Origin of the sequence: Faecalicatena sp. Marseille-Q4148, from assembly GCA_018228665.1 — a bacterium.
Taxonomy (GTDB): domain Bacteria; phylum Bacillota; class Clostridia; order Lachnospirales; family Lachnospiraceae; genus UBA9414.
The window spans coordinates 2,535,784-2,557,656 of record CP073692.1 but is presented as its reverse complement, the minus strand read 5'-3'; the positions used below and the strand labels follow the sequence as shown (position 1 = coordinate 2,557,656).

The following is a 21,873-nucleotide window of genomic DNA, read 5'->3' as shown; positions in this document are numbered from 1 at the left end:
TGACGGTTTATAATGATAGTATATGAGCAAAAGCCCATTTTAAACAACTAACCAAGAACAGGACGTGTATTTTTATGTATAAAATTGATTTTAATAAACCACTGCATATTCACTTTATTGGTATCGGCGGAATCAGCATGAGCGGTCTTGCGGAAATTCTTCTTGATGAAGGATTTACTGTCAGCGGTTCTGATGCAAAAGAATCTCCTCTGACAGTTATGCTGACACAAAGAGGCGCTTCTGTATTCTACGGTCAGAATGCTGATAATATTCCTGCCGCAACAGAAGCTGTTGTATATACAGCTGCTGTGCATGAAGATAATCCGGAATACGAGGAGGCAGTCAGACGGAATCTTCCAATGCTGTCCCGGGCTGAACTTCTTGGACAGCTTATGACTAATTATAAGATGCCGATCTGTGTTTCCGGAACCCACGGCAAGACTACCAGTACATCCATGCTGACACATATTCTGCTTGCCGCAGATGCAGATCCTACTATTTCTGTGGGCGGTATCTTAAAGGCTATCGGCGGCAATATTCGTGTCGGTCACTCTGAGATCTTTGTTACCGAGGCATGTGAATACACAAACAGCTTTCTTCATTTTTTCCCGAAGATCGGAATTATTTTAAATATAGAAGAAGATCATATGGACTTCTTTAAAGATCTTGCAGATATCCGCAATTCCTTCCACCGATTTGCATGTCTGCTTCCTGAAGACGGAAGTCTGATCATCAACGGTGAGATTGACCATTATGAAGAGATTGCCAAAGACATTTCCTGTCCGGTCATTACTTTCGGTATGAAGCCGGAATTTGACTACTGTGCATCGGATATCCGCCACTCTGAAGATGGAAATATTTCCTTTACATTGATGATCCGCCAAAAAGAAGCAGGACGAATTCAAATGTCTGTGCCTGGAATCCATAACATCAGCAATGCCCTTTCTACAATTGCGGCCGCTGATCTGCTTGGCATTTCATTTGAAGCGATCCAGAAAGGACTTTTATCTTTCCACGGAACTGCCCGGCGCTTTGAGTACAAAGGAACGAGAAACGGAGTAACCATCGTAGATGATTATGCCCATCATCCAACAGAGATCCTTGCCACACTCACAGCTGCCGAGAACTATCCTCACAAAGAATTGTGGTGCGTATTCCAACCGCATACTTATACAAGAACAAAAGCATTCTTCCATGAATTTGCAGAAGCGCTCTCTTCTGCCGATCATGTTATTCTTGCAGATATCTATGCAGCCAGGGAACATGATGATCTCGGAATTTCTTCCGAACAGCTTGCCGAAGAGATTCAGAAAACCGGATGCGATGTACATTACCTCCCATCCTTTGAAGCCATAGAAGCATTTCTGGCGGAACATTGCCAAAACGGTGACCTGTTGATAACTATGGGAGCCGGAGATGTTGTAAATATCGGAGAAAATCTATTAAAATAATAGTTATCCACACTATCCACATATGGTTATCCACAAAAAAGCCCTTTTTTACCGGAAAAAGGGCTTTTTTTATCCCCAGCGGAAATGCTATAATCAATCATAGATATCTATATTAATAATTATGATTTTGGAATTTACACAAAATCAGACAGATTTTAACAGACAGAGGGGCAGATACATATGAAAACATTGACATTAACAAGCCGTTTTCAGGACAATACGACGTCCGTTGAGAACGAATTCATAGATCATTATATGGCGAAAGCAAACGGAGAATATGTAAAAGTATATCTTCTCTTGCTTCGTCATTTGAATCAGCCTTCTATCCCCCTTTCTGTTTCTATGCTGGCTGATATTTTAGATAATACAGAGAAAGACATTATCCGTGCCTTAAATTACTGGGCTAAGATCGGACTGATCACAATTACCTGTGATGCCAGTAACTGCATTTGCGGAATCGCTCTTGAACATGTAGCAGCCTTGACAGAAACTTCCTCTGCTGCCGATACTATACCGGCAGATAAGCCTTCTGTCTTAGAGGCTTCCGCTTTGGAGCCTTCTGCTTTGAATCCTTCTTCCGCAAAAGCTGCATCCCGCAAAGCTCCGTCTCAAAATGCCAAACAGTCCCAGGAAGAGTTAAAACAGATCCTCTTCATCACAGAGCAGTATCTCGGAAAGACTTTAACACGCACCGAAGTGGACACGATTATCTATTTTTATGAATCACTTGGATTTTCTACAGATCTGATTGAATTTCTAATTGAGCACTGCGTGGACAATGGGCATAAGAGTATCCACTATATCCAGAAGGTTGCTCTTGCATGGTATGAAGCCAATATTACAACTGTGGACGAGGCAAAAGAGCGGACAAGTGTCCGAAACAAGACATGCTATTCGATTCTTGCTGCTTTCGGAATTACCGGACGCAGTCCGGCTGCAGTGGAACAGGATTATATCCGCCGTTGGAGCGAAGAATACGGCTTCACTCTTGAGATGATCCTGGAAGCATGCAATCGCACAATTTCAGCGATCCACCAGCCAAGCTTTGAATATGCGGATACCATTCTGAAAAGCTGGAAAGAAAAGAATGTACGGCATCCTGCCGACATCGAGCAGGCGGATCTTTTGTTCCGCCAGGAAAAAGAACAGAAGAAGGCTCGCCCTGTTCCTGCAAAACCAATGACCAACAATCGCTTCAATAATTTTCAAGGCCGTTCCTACGATCTGGATTCGCTGGAGCAGCAGCTTTTGAACAGCAATTAGCAGACAAGACAATTTTTTATTATTAATGATAAGACTACAAACAGCAAAGGAGATTTTCCGTGGGACTTACAAATAGCCAGTATGATGCGATTATGCGCATCTACGAACAGCGGCAATTGCATAATAAAGATATTCTTTTCGCAAGATACGAGGAGGTATACCGCAAGATTCCGGAATTAAAGAAGACAGATGATGCAATCTCTTCCCTCGGAGTAGCACAGGCACGAAAACTTCTGTCAGGAGATAATCGGGCTGTGGAGGATTTCCGGGAACAGCAAAAGAAGCTGACTTTGCAAAAGAAAGCTCTTCTAACTTCTAACGGATATCCTGAAGATTATCTGGAACCAATCTACCAATGTTCTGACTGCCGCGATACCGGTTATATTGGCAATCAAAAGTGCCATTGTTTCCAGAAAGCCGTAATCCGGCTTCTCTATACACAGTCGAATCTCCAGGAGATTCTTGAGAAAGAGAATTTTGATACCTTCTCTCTCTCCTACTATTCAAACCACTACATTGACAAGAAGACAGGGCGCTCTTCGCTGGCGCTGATGCAGGATGCTCTGGCAGCCTGCCATGCATTTGTCAATACATTTTCTACGGATTTCCGTAATTTATTCCTGTACGGCAGCACCGGTGTCGGGAAAACTTTCCTGTCCCACTGCATTGCCCGGGAATTAATTAATAAATCTTATTCAGTGATATACTTTACCGCATTTGAACTATTTGATATAATTGCTAAGTATAAGTTTGAAAAAGATGAGACGGCGGGCGTTATGTATGAACACATTTTCAGTTGTGATCTGCTCATTATTGACGATCTCGGAACAGAACTTACGAATTCGTTTACTTCATCACAGTTGTTCCTATGTCTGAATGAACGTCTGCTGAACCGAAAGTCTACCATTATCTCAACGAATCTGACACTGGATTCTCTGGTAGAACTTTACTCCGAGAGAACTTTCTCTCGAATTACCAGCAACTACACGATGCTGAGATTAACCGGCGATGATATTCGCATACAGAAGAAATTAATGAACAGGGAGGAACACTAATGTTACACCGCGAAGAGAGAAATCTGGACAATATCCCAGTTGGCTCACTGGGAATCATTCCGGTAGACGGATGCCAGGAAATGGGGGACAAGGTTAATGACTACCTTGTAAAATGGCGTAAAGAGAGCCTTAACCAGCACAAAGAGGATCTCTTATTCCACGAATATGTAAAAGACAACTATATTATTGATGCACAGGTACCGCGTTTTGGTTCCGGAGAAGCAAAAGGTGTTATCAAAGAATCTATCCGTGGTATGGATCTGTATTTGATGCTGGATGTATGTAACTACAGCCTTACATATTCTTTAAACGGTCAGGTAAATCACATGTCACCGGACGATCATTTCCAGAACTTAAAGAGAATTATTGCCGCAGTGGGCGGTAAGGCAAGACGTATCAATGTCATTATGCCATTCCTTTACGAAAGCCGTCAGCATAAGCGCAGTAGCCGCGAATCACTTGACTGTGCTCTTGCACTTCAGGAAATCGTTGCTATGGGCGTAGATAACATCATCACATTTGACGCACACGATCCGCGTGTCCAGAATGCAATTCCGCTCAGCGGTTTTGAGACAGTTCCACCGACATATCAGTTTGTCAAGGGACTTCTGGAAAGATACGATGATATTCAGATTGACAGTGAACATTTAATGGCAATCAGCCCGGATGAAGGCGCTACAAGCCGTGCTATTTATCTTGCCAACGTACTTGGAATTGATATGGGTATGTTCTACAAACGCCGTGATTATACAAGAATCGTTGACGGACGCAACCCAATTGTTGCCCATGAGTTCCTCGGAACTTCTGTAGAAGGCAAAGACGTTATCATCATCGATGATATGATCTCCTCTGGTGAGAGTATCCTTGATGTTGCAAAACAGCTGAAAGCAAGAAAAGCAAAACGTATTTTTGCTGCTGCAACATTTGGACTTTTCACAAGTGGAATGGAACGTTTCGACCGCGCATATGAAGAAGGTCTGATCGATGCGATCCTGACAACAAACAGTATCTACCAGTCTCCGGAACTGCTGAAGAGACCTTACTACATCAGCTGTGATCTGAGCAAATACATCGCTCTCATCATCGATACTCTGAACCATGACGGTTCTATCAGTGATATTCTTGATCCGAACGAGCGTATCCAGCATCTCGTAAATGCATATAAAGAAAAACAAAACCAGAAATAAACAGACGACACAAAAGAGGATAGCATGGATGATTTCCAGACTATCCTCTCTTTTATATTCCAAAGTCTCTCAGTGCATACTGTACGCTGGATGTAATCCCGATTTTAGGATCTGTCAGCGTTCCGTCCAGATCAAATAAATAATATTGGTACATGTTTTCCTCCTCTGTCTACTGTCATTATTCTGACAGATTTACATAGTGATATTCAATTCCCAGATCTTCTAATAACTCTGCTTCTCGTTTCTGACAGGTAAATAAAATGATCTGGCAGCCTTGCCCGGAAAGCCATTCCAGTATTCTTGCCAAACGTGTATCATCGTAATATGCAAACGCATCATCCAGAATGATTGGAAACTTCTCTTCATATAGTATTTCTGACGAAGCCATACGAAGCGCGAAATAAATCTGTTCTGCAGTTCCTTTGCTGACCTGATCCAGTGTGATTTTTCGCCCATCTTTCAGAAGAAACAGCTTCATCTCATCATCTGCCAAAAGTTTCTCATAACGCCCGTTCGTCAGTTCTTGAATAATTTCTGAAATTCTCTTATTGAGTCGATATCCAATCTCTTTTTGCATCTGATCTGACAAATCCCTGAGGCGCTTCTCCGCTATTTGGAGCGCTTCTCTCTTCTTGCGCAGCGTTTCACACCCGGTTTCAAATTCATTCAGCTCCTCTAACTGCTCTTTCAGATTCTCATAGCGGATTTCCTTATCCCGGTATTCTTCCCGAATTCGGTCTGCCTCCCAGCGAAGTCTCTCCTCCGTCCGATCAAAATATTCCTCTTCTGTCTCTTCTTCACTCCCGTTTTCTTCAGCCGGCTCCGATTGTACACGCCGCCCATCTTTCATCTTGTTCCAAACATACAGGCTGGATGCAAGAAATATTACAATTGCCCAAAGATAATTCCACGGAGGCTCCAGCATAACGATCGCAAAGATAAGAAGCAGCAGCATCGCAATCAACGCCGCCGGATGCACTCGCCATTTCTTTGGACGTGCCTTTTCCTGTCTCTCTTCCTCCTGAATACGCTTCTGGAAAAATTCCCGCTGCTTTTGATTTCTTTTTCGTTCCTCTGCCGCTCTGTCAAGTTTATCTTCTGCCTCATCCAATTCCTGCTGCAGCTTGTGAAGATCTCTCCATACATAAGACGCTTCGTTTTCTACTGCATCTCTCTTCTCTTGCCTTGCCAGTTCCTGCTCACGCTCTTCCCGTTCAAGCTCTCTTTTCTTCTCCTTCAAATACCGGAATGCGCCATCAAGCTGCAATTCCTCATCGCCTGTTGCATAAAAATTAGTCGCATGATTTCTAAGCTCAATGGCAAGCGCCTCTTTTGTCTTTGTTTCAGACTGTCCAATGGAAACTGTGCTTTCATAGAGAGATTTCTGCATCCCGTCTAACAGCGCCGCAAGATCACCGTCTTCCAGGGACAGTTCCTCACCGTCATCTTCACAGATCAGCGATGCGCTTTTCCCATATTTATCAAAATTTCTTTGCAGATAGAACGTCCGGTCACCGCACACAAATCTGACTGCGCCGGCATAATAGTTTGGATTCTCCCACGGTTCATAGCGGCTGAATGTATCTGTAGCCGCCGCCCTTCCACGCCCCCGTTCCATTCCGTACAGCATGCTTCCGATAAACGTATGAAGTGTTGTCTTTCCCGATTCATTTTCTCCATAGATCAGATTCACACCGTCTCTGAGGGAAATGGTCTTATCTGAAAATTTCCCAAAATTCTTTATGATTAGTTCCTGAATCCTCATTGTTCCTAACCCCTCTTCGTCTCCAACAGAGCTCTCACACCTTCGCACAGCGCCTCATATTCTATGCTCCCCTGCTTTGGATTTTGAAATGACGCAATGTATTTGCCAAGCAGATTGCTTTTATTCTGCTCCATCAGCTTCCCAAACTGATACGACGGTTCTGTCTCATCTGTACATTCCAGAATATTCCCAAACACATCTGCTTTTTCTCCTGTCTGCGCAAAAGAGATATCCGGATCGCGAAGGCCTTTCAACGTAATTTTATAAATATTTTCAATTCCCCGGTTCTCTATTTCTTTCCGAAGAAAATCCTGCAGTTCCCCGCTCGTCATTTCCGGAGTTATCTGCACCGTCATCGGAATATAACTTCTGCCTGCAAAAGGCACAAATTTCGTACGAACTCCTTTTTCTCCGATCTCACCATAAACATATCCGTGGACACCCAGATCATTTCGATCGGTCGGTTCCAGCGATCCCGCATATCTGGCATAATGATCCAGAACCTCCTGCGGACGATGGATATGACCAAGCGCCACATATTCATATCCAAGTGTCATCAATTGTTCCCGCCGGATCGGAATGTGCTTTTCATCTCCGCCATGCGCCAGAAGAATTTCGTACCGCTCAAGCCGAGGCGCCTTCGCATTGTCATAGCGCGGCTCTGTAATCTCCCGCTCATAATAGCTAAATCCATAGACCGCCGTCTTCCACTCCGGAAATCGCACACCTTTCATTTTCCTCTGAAACAGCGGATACACATTTTCACTCCACTGAAATGTCCGATAATGGGAATCCTTTTTCATGTAGTCATGGTTTCCTGCAATCAGAACCACTTTTGTTCTCGTCAGTTTTGAGAACAGATAATTTACTTCTTTTAGTTCCCGCAGCAACGGCTGTCGGTGAAACAAATCTCCCGCAATCAAAAGCAGATCGATCTTATCTTTTTGGCAGACGTCCAGTAATGCCCGGAATGTGTCCCAGATCTCGCTGCTTCTTTTCGCGCTGTACGCCTTTCCCGCGTCCGGGCTTACGCCCAGATGTACATCCGCGATGTGTATGAATCTCATTTTCTCCCCCTTGTTCCTGCTTTCTGCCAGCTGGCAGCATTACAATAAATCTTGTTTTTTCCTCTGCACTTTCTGCCCGGATAGAACCGCGATGAAGCTCTACAATTCTTTTTGCAATCGCCAGTCCAAGCCCTGCTCCTCCTGTCTTACTGGAACGCGATTCATCTGCCCGGTAAAATTTCTCGAAGATTCTTCCCAGTTCTTCCTCAGGAATCGTCTTTCCTGCATTTTCAAAAACAATTTGAATCCTGTTTTCTTTAAGCGCTGCGTGAATTTCAATCGTGGAATTCGGATAGCAGTATGTCATTGCATTTCGCAAAATATTGTCAAATACTCTTCCAAGCTTATCCGGATCTCCCTGAATCATCAGATCTTCTTCTGCTATCACTTCACATCTTAGCTGCTTCGCCCTAAGAACTCCATACGCTTCATCTGCCAGCTGCTCCAACATCATAGACAAGTCAAGCGTCGTCATCTCCAGTTCGATATTCTGAAGATTAAACTTCGTAATATCGAAAAACTCATTAATCAAATCTCCCAGACGGATTGCTTTTTCTAACGAAATATGTGTGTACTTGGCCCTTTCTTCTATTGGCATATCCGGATGCGTATCCAGCATACTCAAATAAGCAACAACAGATGTCAGCGGCGTCTTCAGATCATGCGCCAGAAAAACTACCAGGTCATTTTTCTTCTTTTCCCCTTCCTGACTTTCCTTTGCCTGTCTCTGAAGCGTAGCTTTGATTTCATTCATCCGCATTTCCAACGGTTTCAGCTCTGTGATCAAACGAATCGGTTTATCGGAATCTGAAATAATATTTTCAATACCATCCTCTACCTGATCCAGATATTTCGTCATCTTAGATAGCGCAATATAGAAAAACAGCGCAAAAAGTACAAGGAATCCTACAATCGTAAAAAACGGTTTATTGTGACCGATCAAGTGCCAGTACCAATAGTTCGCCGTCTCCCGGTCTACTTGAAACCACATGAGTAACTTTACAAAAATATTACCAAACTGCTCATTTACAATCCCGTCAATCACATAGTCCATCAGAAAATTCCCGACAAGCACAACGAGCGCCATAACAAGAACTGTCTGCAGCAGAATGCTTAATTTTAGTTTACGATAATTATTCTTCAACTTTGTATCCTACTCCCCAGACCGTCTTAATAAAATCAGATTTTCCTGTAGGCACACTCATTTTCTCCCGCAGATGCCGGATATGCACCATAACTGTATTGTTACTGTTCTTATAATACTGTTCATGCCATACCTGCTTAAACAATTCTTCTGAACTGATGACTTTTCCACGATTCTCACACAAAAGCCACAAAATATCGAATTCAATCGGCGTTAATGTCAGCGGCTGCTCATAATAAATACATTCATGTGAAGACCGGTTCAGAAACAGACCGGCGAAATCAATAATATCTTCGTCTGCCTTCACAGGACCTTCATTATATTGGGTATATCTGCGAAGCTGTGCCTTCACTCTTGCCACAAGTTCCAGCGGATTAAACGGCTTTGGAATATAGTCATCTGCCCCCAGTGTCAATCCTGTAATCTTATCCATATATTCTGTCTTTGCCGTCAGCATCATTACCGGAAATGTGTACTTTTCACGAATCTTTTTCAATATTTCAAAACCGTCGATATCCGGCAGCATGACATCAAGAATCGCCAGATCAATCTTCGTTGTCCGGATACATTCCAATGCATCTTCTCCTGTATAAAATTTAAAAATCCTGTACTGGTCACTTTGCAGATAGAGCTCAATTACATCTGCAATTTCCCGCTCATCATCCACTACTAAAATATTATTCATAGCTTCCTCTCCTTTCACTGCCGTACTTCGCACATGTTTCATCTTTATGTAAGTTTTCCCAACATATTTATCTTAAAAAACTACGGAAGGCGGAAGATATTGTTCCTCCGCCCTGCCGTTGCCTGTTTATTTATTTGTTATTACAGCTCGCAGTTATTCACTGTTCTCGGGAACGGAATGACATCACGAATGTTAGACATACCTGTCAGATACATAACACATCTCTCAAATCCAAGCCCGAAGCCTGCATGTCTTGTAGAACCATATTTGCGAAGATCCAGATAGAAATCATACTCTTCCGGATTCAGATCCAGCTCTTTCATACGAGCAAGAAGCTTATCATAATCATCTTCTCTCTGGCTTCCTCCGATGATCTCCCCGATTCCCGGCACAAGACAGTCTACTGCCGCAACCGTCTTATTGTCATCGTTCATCTTCATATAGAATGCCTTAATATCCTTCGGATAATCTGTCACAAATACCGGACGTTTGTAAATCTGCTCTGTCAGATAACGCTCATGTTCTGTCTGCAGATCGCATCCCCATGATACTTTATAATCAAACTTATCGTTATTCTTCTCAAGCATCTCAACTGCCTCTGTATATGTCACTCTCGCAAAATCAGAGTTCACAACGTTATTCAGTCTTTCCAAAAGACCTTTGTCTACAAATGAGTTGAAGAAATTCATCTCTTCCGGAGCCTGCTCCATTACAAACCGGATAATGTATTTCAGCATGCTCTCTGCAAGGTTCATGTTATCTTCCAGATCTGCAAATGAAATCTCCGGCTCTACCATCCAGAACTCCGCTGCATGACGTGTCGTGTTCGAATTCTCAGCACGGAATGTCGGTCCAAATGTATAAATATTTCTAAATGCCTGAGCGTATGTCTCTCCATTGAGCTGACCGGATACGGTAAGACTTGTCTTCTTATTAAAGAAATCCTGACTGTAATCTACTGCTCCTTCTGCTGTCTTTGGAAGATGTTCAAGATCCAGTGTTGTTACCTGGAACATCTCGCCGGCGCCTTCACAGTCACTTCCTGTAATCAGCGGCGTATGCACATAAACAAAATCTCTTTCCTGGAAAAACTTATGGATTGCATATGCACAAAGTGAACGCACACGGAACACTGCCTGGAATGTATTCGTTCTCGGACGCAGATGTGAGATTGTTCTCAAGTATTCAAAGCTGTGACGCTTCTTCTGGAGCGGATACTCCGGTGAAGATGCACCTTCTACAACAACTTCTGTTGCCTGAATCTCAAATGGCTGTTTCGCCTGCGGTGTCGCTGTCAGAACACCCTTCACAATGATCGCTGCTCCTACGTTCAGCTTAGAAATCTCTGCAAAATTCTCCATCGTGTCATGGTAAACAATCTGCAGTGTCTCAAAAAATGATCCGTCATTCACAACAATAAATCCAAATGCTTTCGAATCACGAATACTTCTTACCCATCCCCCAACAGTAACTTCTTTATCTAAATATGCTTCTCTGTTCTTATACAATTCGCGTACAGTTACTAATTCCATTTCAAAACCTCCTGATTGATACATTATTCTGATTATAGCATACATCCCAAAAAAGATAAATAAAAAAGCAATAGAAAAAGGCAGCGGACTGCATCTTCTGCTCATTCCGCTGCCATCATCTGCATTTCATATCTATCTCAAGGATGCTGCATGCTTTTCTGGATACGACGAAATAAGCCCGGACAAATGATTATTATTTCCGAACTGATTATTATTATTGCTATTATTCATTGCTTCCATCGTCATCATCCAAACTCTCATGTCTTCAACTTCCTTTCTAATAATTTCCCTTTATTTTATTCTTAAATTCATGAATTATAAAAATAAATTGAAGTGAGTTTATCATACAATACCTTAGATGTCAAGCCCGGCAGAAATATCTTTTTCCCTTTTGCGTACCCTCACAATATTTGTATGCTGTGGATTTCCTTTTGCCAAAGGCGTTGGTTTCAATGATGTAAGTACATTGATGCTTCCCCGCTGATCCGTACCTTCTGAATCCGGATCATACCACGCTCCCTGACTGAGCGCCAATACCCTTGTCGCTATCCGGCTTGTGATCTTTACCGGTACTTTCATCCGTCCCCTTACATTTTCCAGAATAATCGTCTCGCCCTCTGTAATCCCAAGCCTTTTTGCATCTTCCGGATGCATCCAGACTGCTTCCGGCTCTTTCTTCTGAAGAATCCGATTATTGTCATGACAGGAATGTGTACGCACTTTCGTATGCCAGCCGATCAGCTGAAATTCATTCTCATCTTCTGAAAGCTCTTCTATTCCTTCTCCGCAAGGAACATATTTCGGAATCGCTGCAATCTCTTCTTCCCCGTATAAATGATGAATATATGGAATGAAAAAGTCAATCTTACCGGAATAAGTTGGAAATGGATGATGATCCGGATCTTTTCTCTGCTGTTCAAAAGCAATGACCGGAGGACGCTCTGCATATCTGGCAATTCCATTCTCTCGCAGTTTTTCATATGAGATAAGAGCAGAATCTGTTATTTGCATATCTCGATAAAGAGATTTCAGCCATTCCTCCATTGTCTCTTTCCCATCATCGAAAGCTTCCCCTTCCCCGCTCATCCATGCCAGGCGCCGAATCCACTCATATTCAAATCTTGACTCAAACAACGGTTCTGTCATCTTCCGATTGTAGAGGAGGAAATCTCCTTCCTGCCATGCCGGCGTAATATTATCTACTTCATAGCACGATGCCGCCGGAAGGATAATATCCGCATACATCGCGCTTGGCGTCATAAATACATCAGAACAGACGATACATTCACAGAGCGATTCATTTTCCAGAATCTTTCTAGTCTCATTAATATCACCATGTTGGTTAATGAGTGTATTACCTCCAAGACACCAAAGCATCTTCACATTACTGTCCAGTTTTGTGACACCGAGAAGTCCGTCTTTTACCGGCTTCATACAAGTTCCCTCTCTAACTGCTTTTGTCCACAAATAACACGGAATCTTTCCCGGATAGCGTTCTTCTCCATTTGGGAAATATGCCTTTACCGGTTTTTCTGTATCATCTTCCGCACCGCATCTGCCTCCGGAAATACCAACATTCCCGCACAGGCAGGAAAGCGCTGTAATCATCCGCACCGTCTGCTCACCGTTCGCATGGCGCTGCGGCCCACATCCCTGCAGTATCGCAGCCGGTTTACTTTCGGCGTACAAATGCGCCAGTTCTATAATCTTTTCTTTTGGAATCCCTGTGATCTTTTCCGCCCATTCCGGCGTCTTTGGAATCTGATCTCGTATTCCGAGTATATATTCTTCATAGCTTTCTTCCTTCTGATACTGTTTTGGCATCGTCTCATGATCATAGCCGCTGCAGTATGTATGGAGAAATTTTTTATCATGGAGATTTTCACTGATAATCACATATGCCATCCCGGCCGCCAGCGCCCCATCGGTTGCCGGGCGGATCGGGATCCATTCATCCCCATAGGCTGCTGTATCGGAACATCGTGGATCAATCGTAATGATACGAATGCCTTTCTTTTTCGCCCGGCAGAGCATTTTGCGAAGCGCCGGTCCAAATCCCGTCTCCAATGGATTATGTCCCCAGACAAGAATCAGACTGCTGTTCAATAAATCTTCTGCACTGTTTCCGGTCTTACCTGTTCCATACATAAGAGATGTTGCCCACTGTGTACATGCTGCGCTGTAATCATTATAAAAACCAAGAAACCCTCCATCCAGATTCAGGAAACGCCGCAGTACCTCATCCGGACGCACAAGTGATACTACCCCCGTCGAATAAGTAATATAGCGGGAGGCAGCACCATATGTATCACGGATACGCACATTCTCCGCTGCAATTCTCTGCAGCGCTTCTTCCCAACTAATTCTCCTGAAGCTGCCGCTGCCCCGTTTTCCGGTTCGAAGAAGGGGATATCTGAGACGATCTGCCGTCAAATATGTCTCCGCGGATGCCAATCCCCGGATACAGGTTGTCAGTCGATTTTCCTGAAGTTCCTCTGTACGCGCTGAACGGACACGAAGTACACAACCATCACACACTTCCACTTCTTTCAGGCAGGAACTTCCGCAATTATTCCAACAGCCTGCGCCGCGTATCCAGACACGCTCCTCTTTCTGATTCGGACTGCAGAAAGCAAATGATGCCGGAATCGGTCTGCTCTGATGCTCTGATTCCCATTCTGAAATCCAGACCGGAATCTGATCATCAAGCTTTTTATCCTGTACTTCCCGCTTCTCCTGCCTACATCTGTCATACTGTGTCACTCTATCCTTCAGCTTCTCTGCTGTTCTTTGCAGTTCTTTCACAAGCTTTGTAAATTTCGGATAATTCCCGTGCAGTTCCAACTCTTTTTTCAAATTTTCCGAAAACAAAAGCATATGTTCCTCAAGAAACCGCAGCAGTATCTTTTCTGCCATCGCTCCAACATCAGTAAAATTTTCGGAACCTGTTTCTTTCTCCAGAACAAAACTCCAAAAGGATAAAAACAGACATTCATAGCCGATGTAATCCGCCGGTTCATTTGCCTGATCCGACCGCACAATCTTCACACCGCTTTTTTTATAAGCCCGCTGCACAGCCAGCGTATACTTATCCAAAAGTCTCCCCGTTCCATTCCGATAGCAGGATTCCCAAAGGGCAGGAACTCTTTGTCCTGCCCTTTCAATCAATCGTTGATATTCACTTTCTTCTGCAATACTTCCAACAGCATTTTGATCTGCTAAAAAAATATATGCATATTCATAAAATTGTTCTGATATTTTCATATATGCTAATCCTTTACATATCCAATAAATGTATTTCCGCTTCCTGCTGACATGGCTGCAACTTCTTCTGTCGAAACAGTATGCACACTTCCATCTGCCGGATTCATGTATGTTACCGTATCAGATGTATACCCTGTCAGAATCACTGCGTTCATATGATCTGTCAATGCGATTACCGGCGTTCCCTTGCCAATAATATAAAGTACCTGTTCCACTGTACATCCTGTCAGATCCATTCCTCTTCCCTTTGTATAATTTGTCAGGATCTGAATGGCAGATCTTCCGTTAGCCATTTCTTTCATAACATCGATTGGATTTCCCTCATATTCTGTAATAGCCCGTACACTTGCTGCAAGTGTGCTCTCGCCCTCCTGCACAACTGTCGGCTGGAATCCTTCAATTTCATAGCTCAGATCTCTGTTTCCTTTCTCCCATACGCACACCTGGCTGGAATCCACAACTACTCCGGAAATCGCATCTGCTTTCACAACTGCATACCCTGCCCGGTCATACACCCCGAGAAGCTGGCCGAGACCATACACATAATAGTTTCCTTCTGTTACTCCTGCATCCAATGTTACTGTTACCGGATTCTCAAAAAGTACCTGCTTCGGCTTTAGGATCTTTGGCGAAACGTCCTCAATCTTGCTGTCAAATGAAAACATCATCTTCCGCTGCTCCGTCTCTGACTGATAAGCCTCCAGCTGAATATTGCTGACTTCCGGTTCCTCGTTCCCAGTAATATAATCAGATGCCACCGCCGTATAAATCTCTCCATTTCGCGCAACCCGGTTCATCGTCAGCAGATTGTCTTCAATAAACACATCCAGAATATATACGCCCTCGTTCTCGTATGTCTTTAATACCTGATTGTCTGTACTGCGGATCTCCAGACGATACATCGGTACAACTGAAGTTCCCGACACGGTTTTCCCTGCATCTTCTGCCTGAGATACTCCGTAAACAAAATCATCATAGATAAATCCAAGCGGTTTTACCGTCGCTCCTCCGGCTTCTACTGTATATTCTTTTTCTGTCTGCAGATTCATCACTTTCATCTCTGACGCCTGCTCATATTCACCACCGGTCTGAAATGCAATTAAATGACCGTCCGATGATGCGGCATACTGATTCTCCGAAAGCCCGCCAACAATGACTTCCTTCCCCTCATCTTTGAGATAAATGCGGTAAAAAGAACCATCCAGCATCACATACAGATGCTCTTTTTCATGGTTATAGTAGATCAGCTTTCCAAGTTCATCTTCTGCAATTGCAAATGACTGTCTGCTCGGAATAAATGCCTTTTCTTCTACAAAATTCTTTTTCAAATTATAATAATAGATCGCCGCCCCGACTTTTCCTTCATGCTGTCCCCGGTTCATATATCCGTATACTGCAAAAGTCGTGCTTCCGTCTTCATCTACCGAAATAATCTTAATCTGATGCTGATCAAATTCATTTCGAATGTCATCATTCTCATCACTGAGGAAACTAAAGACACGGGAGAGTTTCCCCTCATCCTGATCATAATTCCAAAGTTCCCGCGCCTGCACAAATGAAATCACCGTTCCGTCTTTATTCGTTACATAAGAAATATCTTCCGGCACAATCCCAAGATCAATGCCGTCCGGAGAAAACATCTTACTGTTCTCATCTAACAGCTGTTCCATTGTTCTGTCATAATCAAGAAGATAGAACTTCTCCCGATAATAGCGTACTCTAAAATATTCTTTTACATAATAAAGCGCTTCCGCTCCATCCGCAGCTGTTGTGCGGACTTTATATTTCAGCTGAACAGACGTGTAAGTAGTCGTACCTTCTTTAATATTCCATTGTACATCACCAACTACTTCCGGTTTCAATTCTCCCCAGAGCACCTGATTATAATCACAGTGCAGCGTTACATGCTGAAGCGTACCATTGTCTGCCGCCGCATTTGGCTCAAGTAATGATGCAATAGAGTTATTCGGATTCTTTGTAATCGCATCTGTGTGAAACTGTTCGACAAAATCCAGGCATTCCCGAATATGATACTCCTTTGCAAGTGTGATCCGCGTATAATAACGGATCTCCTGTCCATCCTCCGGCTGAAGCTCAATCTTCAATACAGCTTCTTTCTCCTCTCCCATTGCAGCGCCAAGCGAAAGAATCGCAGCCCCGTCTTTGATAACTGCCTTCCCTTCTGCCAGCGTCTTTTGTACATTCAGAGAATATACCGTATAGGAGAAATCTTTTATTTTCTTTTGATTCTTTTTAATATGGACAGTCAAATTCCCATCTTTGTCCAGCGGTGTCAGCGTATCACGCATAGCCGTCAGATCCATCTCCGACGTATAGCCCGCCAATGGATTCAATTCATATCCTTCGGTTTCAAATATAATCTGCGGCAAAGATGCATTCCCCATATCTACCGTCATATCTGCATTCTGTCTGCTCGTCAAAATACTGAAAATAACTACTGCCGCGACAAAAATCGCTCCCAGTATTCCAGCTCTTGCCAAAATCTTTTTCATGAATCAGCTACCCCTTCTAATCATTTCATTCTCCCCTTGCATCCATCCGGCTACCCAAGCAGTTTCCCCAGCATCGGTGTTACATGAAGAAAATCTTCCAGCTGCTTTATTTCCTCGCCATTTTCGTGTGCTCTCCCCGTTCTGACCGCACGAATTAAAATATTCTTCGGCGTATGCTCCATATCGATGAATTCAAGAATCTGAGTATCATATCCTTCCCTCTCAAGATACTCTGCGCGCAGCGCATCTGTAAAAAGCGCTGCCATCCGTTCTTTAATCAAACCGTATTTCAGCGCCGGATGCAAAATTTCATTCTGAATCTGTTCATTCATTTCATGCTGGCAGCACGGCACTGAAAGAATCACTTTGGCTTTCCAGCCAACTGCTTTCGCCAACGCAAAATCTGTTGCCGTGTCACATGCATGAAGTGTCACTACCATATCAACTTCATCTACCCCTGTATAATCTGCAATATTTCCTTCTAGAAAACGAAGCTTCTCATATCCATACTTTTCACTTAACTCATTGCACTTGCGAATCACATCCGTCTTTAAGTCAAGCCCGATAATCCTCACATCATATTTTTTCAATTCATGAAGATAATAATACATGGCAAATGTCAAATAAGACTTTCCACATCCAAAATCCAGTATTGTCACTTCTCTGTCACTTGGAAGCTTCGGAAGAATATCTTCAATAAATTCTAAAAAACGATTGATCTGACGAAACTTATCGAACCTCGTCCGCACGATCTTTCCATCTGCCGTCATAACACCAAGATCCTGAAGAAACATCACCGGTGTTCCCTCCTGCAGAATATACTTCTTGCTCCGGTTATGTGACAGATCTACCTCTTTCACCTTGCCGGAAACTGCCTTTTTCTTAATCGTTATCTTTCCCTTCTTGCTAATAAGAACTGTACAGGAAAACTTTTTCGTTTCGATCTGCATCTGCTTAAATAACTGCATCAGCTCCCCTGTCTTAACCACAGCCTCTTCTGCCCGGACATTCTCATGAAATGCCTGTTTCCCACGGAATTCTTCCAACTGAAAATACAGCTCTGCGCCTTTCAAAAGCGGACGGATCTTTACTTTTTGAAGTTCCTCTTTCTCTCTCGGATTGCTAAGTACCGCACTAATAAAATCTATTGTAAAACTTTCTCTTAAAACCTGATCTAATTCCTTTGTCACTCGTCTTTTGCTCCTTCGTGTCAACTATTTTTCATTGAGTTTTTCTGGCATATTAGTATTGTAATGCTTCTCAAATACAGATGCAAGAACGATTCAAAAAAATAACAAAATTAATATTTTCGTTAGAATTTATCAAGATTTTCCTAAAAAAGGACTACCGTTTCCGGCAGCCCTTCACCCCAATATTGTCACTGATTATGCATTTTCTCCTGTCTGTTTCTCCGTGTATTCTTCCTTTTTTTCTTTTTTTACTTTTGGGAATACAAGTGTTACTTTAAAGAGATCTCCATCCAGATAGATCCGGAAATCTCCACCCATTTTCTGGGTAAGATTTTTGGCGATAGAAAGCCCCAGTCCGCTTCCTTCTGTACTCCTTGAAATATCTCCCCGGATAAAACGCTCGGTCAATTCATCTGCAGAAATATTCAATGCCTGTTCAGAAATATTTTTTAAGGAAAATGCAACTTCATTTTCATTCTCTTCCAAATCTGCGTAAATTCTTGTATGTTCCATCGCATATTTCGCAGCATTGTTATAAATATTCGCAAGCACACGCCACATTCTTCTTCCGTCCGCATGAATGACAACCGGGCGCTCCGGAAGGTTAGAGATTAATTTCAGATCTCTTGCTTCAAATTTCTCTGAAAATTCTCCTGCTGTCTGCAGAATGATTTCCACAAAATTCAGATCCATCATCTCAAGTTTAATATTTCCCGAACTGATCTTCGATGCTTCAACAACATCCTCCGTCAGAATCTTCAGCCGCTGTGCTTTTGCTTCCAGCACTTCAATATAACCTTTAATCTTCGGATCTTCGATGTTTTCCCGTTTCAGAAGATCTACATAATTAATAATTGATGTGAGCGGTGTCTTGATATCATGGGAAACATTCGTAATCAAATCTGTTTTCAGGCGCTCGCTCTTCAGACTTTCCTCAACTGCATTTTGGAGCCCTTCGCCAATGGCATTAATACTCTCTGCCATCTCTTTATTATCGCCTTTTAATCCCTCTGTCGGAATCTTATATTCCACATGCCCTGCTGTAATCTCCTTAATTCCATCCATAACTTTCTGCTTATCAATCGCATACTTCACTAAAACGATAAACAAAATTGCATCTACCACAACGGAACAGAATGCAAAGAACGCAGAGATTCCTCCAAAAAGATGAAGCAGCGTCAGACCGATAAAAATCAGAATTACCTTCGTCATCAGGTTCTTATGTCTCCAAAATTCCCGGAATCCTTTGACTGTAATGCGGAACAGCTTTACAGTAACTCTTATGCACCATCTTCCAATCTTCCAAATACCAAATCCATTAAAAAATGTACCTGCTTTCAGCTTTCTGACAGAACTTAAATAACCATAGAAAAAGCAGACTGCTCCGCCAAGCGTCATCAACACGATTAGACTTACTTCCGCAGCGCCTATCGATGGAGATGGAACAAATTCCTGTGCAGTAAAACTAGTATTATCTATGATCCATCTGCCATAATTGTTGTACCATTCTCCATAGGAGACAGAAACTCCTCCTACCATCATAAAAATTCCACCAAGAAGTACTCCTACCGGAATCTCAGTAAAAAGCCGGTCCACAATATTTGTTTTCACACCGTCCTGTGCATTGCTTCGTCCGGATACTGCCGTCAGCCAGATTATGCTGATTAAAAATACGACCACACCGCCCCAGGCAAGCAAAATCAGGTTGTGAAGATGCGGCTGAACCTTATCATAAGTTCCATCAATAAACTGGAAACGGTCTGTAACCGGATAATCCAAATCTACCGCTGCAACAATATGAATTTTTTCTGTTCCTACCGTTCCTTCAATATGGTCACACAGAGACTGCCACTCCGAAGCTTTCCAACCGGCAATCTGCTGCACTTCCACTTCACCTTCTGCAGGCCTCATATTAATATATGCATTTTCTCGTCCGGCGCTGTTCTTCATCAACTCTTTATAATTCTTACTGGCTGTCTCATAATTTTCATATTTAGAATCGTTTGTGTAAACTTTTTTATTTTCTTCATCAAGAAGGATAAATGTCAGATTTGTCTTACCTTCGGACCAGAGTTCCTGGTATTCCTTATATCGATCAATTCTGTCCCGAAGACTGGATCTTGCATGCCCAAACATGTTTTCCATTTCCTGAAGACGCCCATTCCAGTAAGCATTTTCATTCACTAATTTCAGAACATCCTTACCTTCTGCTGTTTTCGTTTCGAGCATCATATTGATCATTGAAGAAACCGGCATTCTCCAACAATCCGTATAGATCAGTGTTCCTTCTTTATTGCAGATTCCGAAATACTCATTATACTCATAACCATTATAGCGATCTTCCAACATATACAGGAAATCATCCAGATCATACCCTGATTCTGTCTCAGAACCTTCCTGATCCGCTAATTCGGCAAATACAAGTTCCCCGGAAAGCAGTTTCCCCTGAATACTTCCCCACTCTTCATAAGCGTAACTTCCATCAGTCTTTTGACAGACAACAATTTCTCTGTTTTCTTCGCTGTCGTCTTCTGCATTAATAAGATCGGAAAGTTTATATACAAACCCATTTCCTTCCCCTTCTTTCGCAGAAACCTCGCCGCTGTTGTAGTATTTTTCAAGATCAATCAGCATTTCTTCATTCAGTTTGCCGTCTTTTTCTATACCGTTCAAACTAAAAAGATTCCATGTCATTTCATACAAAGCATTGTTCATGTTCTTGCCAAACTGTCTCGTCTGTGCATAGTCTTCCGGTATTTTGGCAGTCGGATTAACATAGTTCACTCCGGCACAGAGAATCACCCAGGTAAATCCCATTAGAGACGCCACAACTGCTATATGTGCCAATACGACAAGCACACCTTTTATAAATGGTGCGCGATACCATTTTTTCTCCATAAAAGCTCCCTTCTAAAGCTTTTCTATCTTATATCCAACTCCCCATACCACTTTCAAATATCTTGGTTCCTTTGGATTAATTTCAATCTTTTCACGGATATGACGGATGTGTACTGCCACCGTATTATCTGCACCAATTGCATCTTCATTCCATATCTGCTCATAGATTTGATTGATAGAAAAAACTTTCCCCTGATTTTTTACCAATAATAACAAAATATTATATTCGATCGGAGTCAGTTTCACTGGTTCTCCATCCACTGTCACTTCTTTCAGATCGTCATTGATACGAAGTCCACCCACTTCATACACTGCCTGCGATTCATTCTGTACAGTACTTCCAAGCTGTGTATATCTTCTGAGCTGTGATTTTACGCGCGCTACAAGCTCAAGCGGGTTAAAAGGCTTCGTCACATAATCATCGGCCCCGATATTCAGACCGAGAATCTTGTCTGCATCTTCTGATTTTGCTGAAAGAATAATAATAGGGAGGCTGTGATCTTCCCGGATCTTGAGCGTAGCCCGGATTCCGTCAAGCCGCGGCATCATAACGTCTATGATCAGCAGATCCACCTGATTATCCCGAATCATGCGAAGTGCCTGTTCGCCGTCATAAGCTTTCAGAATATGATATCCCTCCTGTGTCAAATATATTTCGATTGCTTCAACGATTTCTTTGTCATCGTCACATACTAAAATATTAAACATAAATAATCACCTCCCTTACAGTATACAAGATTACCAAAGAATTTTTAAGGGGAAGTTGCAGAAATTATTAAGATTGATTTAATTTTTAAATGCGCATTTATCGCGTTTTCTGGCATTTTTGTCTAAAACGTGTCTAAAATAAACTTATACT

Annotated in this window: 14 protein-coding genes and 1 pseudogene; 4 read left to right on the top strand and 11 right to left on the bottom strand. The window is 42.6% G+C overall.

What is annotated here, in order from left to right:
• Positions 1 to 74 precede the first annotated feature (74 nt).
• The 4 genes from murC (at position 75) to KFE17_12240 (ending at position 4,956) form a co-directional block, all read left to right on the top strand.
• Entirely contained in the window at positions 75 to 1,451 is a 1,377-nt protein-coding gene (murC, locus tag KFE17_12255; protein QUO31611.1) for a UDP-N-acetylmuramate--L-alanine ligase, read from the top strand.
• A gap of 180 nt (positions 1,452 to 1,631) precedes the next feature.
• Positions 1,632 to 2,714, top strand: coding sequence for a DnaD domain protein (locus KFE17_12250; protein QUO31610.1), 1,083 nt, complete (start codon positions 1,632 to 1,634; stop codon positions 2,712 to 2,714).
• Positions 2,715 to 2,773: 59 nt separating this feature from the next.
• Positions 2,774 to 3,769, top strand: coding sequence for an ATP-binding protein (locus tag KFE17_12245; GenBank protein QUO31609.1), 996 nt, complete (start codon positions 2,774 to 2,776; stop codon positions 3,767 to 3,769).
• Complete coding sequence (locus KFE17_12240; GenBank protein QUO31608.1) at positions 3,769 to 4,956, top strand: ribose-phosphate pyrophosphokinase; 1,188 nt, start codon at positions 3,769 to 3,771, stop codon at positions 4,954 to 4,956. The genes KFE17_12245 and KFE17_12240 overlap by 1 nt, the downstream gene beginning before the upstream one ends.
• Before the next feature lie 55 nt (positions 4,957 to 5,011).
• On the opposite strand, the pseudogene KFE17_12235 reads toward KFE17_12240, so the two are convergent.
• The 11 genes and pseudogenes from KFE17_12235 to KFE17_12185 form a co-directional block, all read right to left on the bottom strand.
• Positions 5,012 to 5,110 (bottom strand): annotated as a pseudogene (locus KFE17_12235) (HAD family hydrolase).
• A 24-nt stretch (positions 5,111 to 5,134) separates the two neighbouring features.
• The gene (locus KFE17_12230) at positions 5,135 to 6,721 is read right to left on the bottom strand and encodes an AAA family ATPase (GenBank protein ID QUO31607.1); all 1,587 of its coding nucleotides are present in this window, start codon (positions 6,719 to 6,721) and stop codon (positions 5,135 to 5,137) included.
• A gap of 5 nt (positions 6,722 to 6,726) precedes the next feature.
• The gene (locus KFE17_12225) at positions 6,727 to 7,758 is read right to left on the bottom strand and encodes a DNA repair exonuclease (GenBank protein ID QUO33710.1); all 1,032 of its coding nucleotides are present in this window, start codon (positions 7,756 to 7,758) and stop codon (positions 6,727 to 6,729) included.
• Entirely contained in the window at positions 7,658 to 8,932 is a 1,275-nt protein-coding gene (locus tag KFE17_12220; protein ID QUO31606.1) for a HAMP domain-containing histidine kinase, read from the bottom strand. Before KFE17_12220 ends, KFE17_12225 begins: the two co-directional genes overlap by 101 nt.
• Positions 8,922 to 9,617, bottom strand: coding sequence for a VanR-ABDEGLN family response regulator transcription factor (gene vanR / locus KFE17_12215; protein QUO31605.1), 696 nt, complete (start codon positions 9,615 to 9,617; stop codon positions 8,922 to 8,924). The genes KFE17_12220 and vanR overlap by 11 nt, the downstream gene beginning before the upstream one ends.
• Positions 9,618 to 9,757: 140 nt before the next feature.
• Complete coding sequence (asnS, locus tag KFE17_12210) at positions 9,758 to 11,149, bottom strand: asparagine--tRNA ligase (GenBank protein ID QUO31604.1); 1,392 nt, start codon at positions 11,147 to 11,149, stop codon at positions 9,758 to 9,760.
• Positions 11,150 to 11,503: 354 nt separating this feature from the next.
• Positions 11,504 to 14,413, bottom strand: a complete 2,910-nt coding sequence (locus KFE17_12205; GenBank protein ID QUO31603.1) for a molybdopterin-dependent oxidoreductase — start codon at positions 14,411 to 14,413, stop codon at positions 11,504 to 11,506.
• A 5-nt stretch (positions 14,414 to 14,418) separates the two neighbouring features.
• The gene (locus KFE17_12200; GenBank protein QUO31602.1) at positions 14,419 to 16,926 is read right to left on the bottom strand and encodes a hypothetical protein; all 2,508 of its coding nucleotides are present in this window, start codon (positions 16,924 to 16,926) and stop codon (positions 14,419 to 14,421) included.
• 50 nt (positions 16,927 to 16,976) lie between these two features.
• Entirely contained in the window at positions 16,977 to 18,116 is a 1,140-nt protein-coding gene (locus KFE17_12195) for an SAM-dependent methyltransferase (protein QUO31601.1), read from the bottom strand.
• A 195-nt stretch (positions 18,117 to 18,311) separates the two neighbouring features.
• Positions 18,312 to 21,014 (bottom strand): HAMP domain-containing histidine kinase, encoded by a 2,703-nt coding sequence (locus KFE17_12190; protein QUO31600.1) that lies wholly within the window; start codon positions 21,012 to 21,014, stop codon positions 18,312 to 18,314.
• A 12-nt stretch (positions 21,015 to 21,026) separates the two neighbouring features.
• Positions 21,027 to 21,722 carry a response regulator transcription factor gene (locus KFE17_12185; GenBank protein QUO31599.1) on the bottom strand — a complete coding sequence of 232 codons (696 nt, stop codon included), beginning with the start codon at positions 21,720 to 21,722 and terminating at the stop codon, positions 21,027 to 21,029.
• Positions 21,723 to 21,873: the final 151 nt, after the last annotated feature.

Excerpts from the sequence above, each read along its gene's own strand:
- murC (QUO31611.1), top strand. The coding sequence starts at position 75 with ATGTATAAAATTGATTTTAATAAACCACTGCATATTCACTTTATTGGT.
- KFE17_12250 (QUO31610.1), top strand. The coding sequence starts at position 1,632 with ATGAAAACATTGACATTAACAAGCCGTTTTCAGGACAATACGACGTCC.
- KFE17_12240 (QUO31608.1), top strand. The coding sequence starts at position 3,769 with ATGTTACACCGCGAAGAGAGAAATCTGGACAATATCCCAGTTGGCTCA.
- KFE17_12230 (QUO31607.1), bottom strand. The coding sequence starts at position 6,721 with ATGAGGATTCAGGAACTAATCATAAAGAATTTTGGGAAATTTTCAGAT.
- vanR (QUO31605.1), bottom strand. The coding sequence starts at position 9,617 with ATGAATAATATTTTAGTAGTGGATGATGAGCGGGAAATTGCAGATGTA.
- asnS (QUO31604.1), bottom strand. The coding sequence starts at position 11,149 with ATGGAATTAGTAACTGTACGCGAATTGTATAAGAACAGAGAAGCATAT.
- KFE17_12205 (QUO31603.1), bottom strand. The coding sequence starts at position 14,413 with ATGAAAATATCAGAACAATTTTATGAATATGCATATATTTTTTTAGCA.
- KFE17_12200 (QUO31602.1), bottom strand. The coding sequence starts at position 16,926 with ATGAAAAAGATTTTGGCAAGAGCTGGAATACTGGGAGCGATTTTTGTC.
- KFE17_12190 (QUO31600.1), bottom strand. The coding sequence starts at position 21,014 with ATGGAGAAAAAATGGTATCGCGCACCATTTATAAAAGGTGTGCTTGTC.
- KFE17_12185 (QUO31599.1), bottom strand. The coding sequence starts at position 21,722 with ATGTTTAATATTTTAGTATGTGACGATGACAAAGAAATCGTTGAAGCA.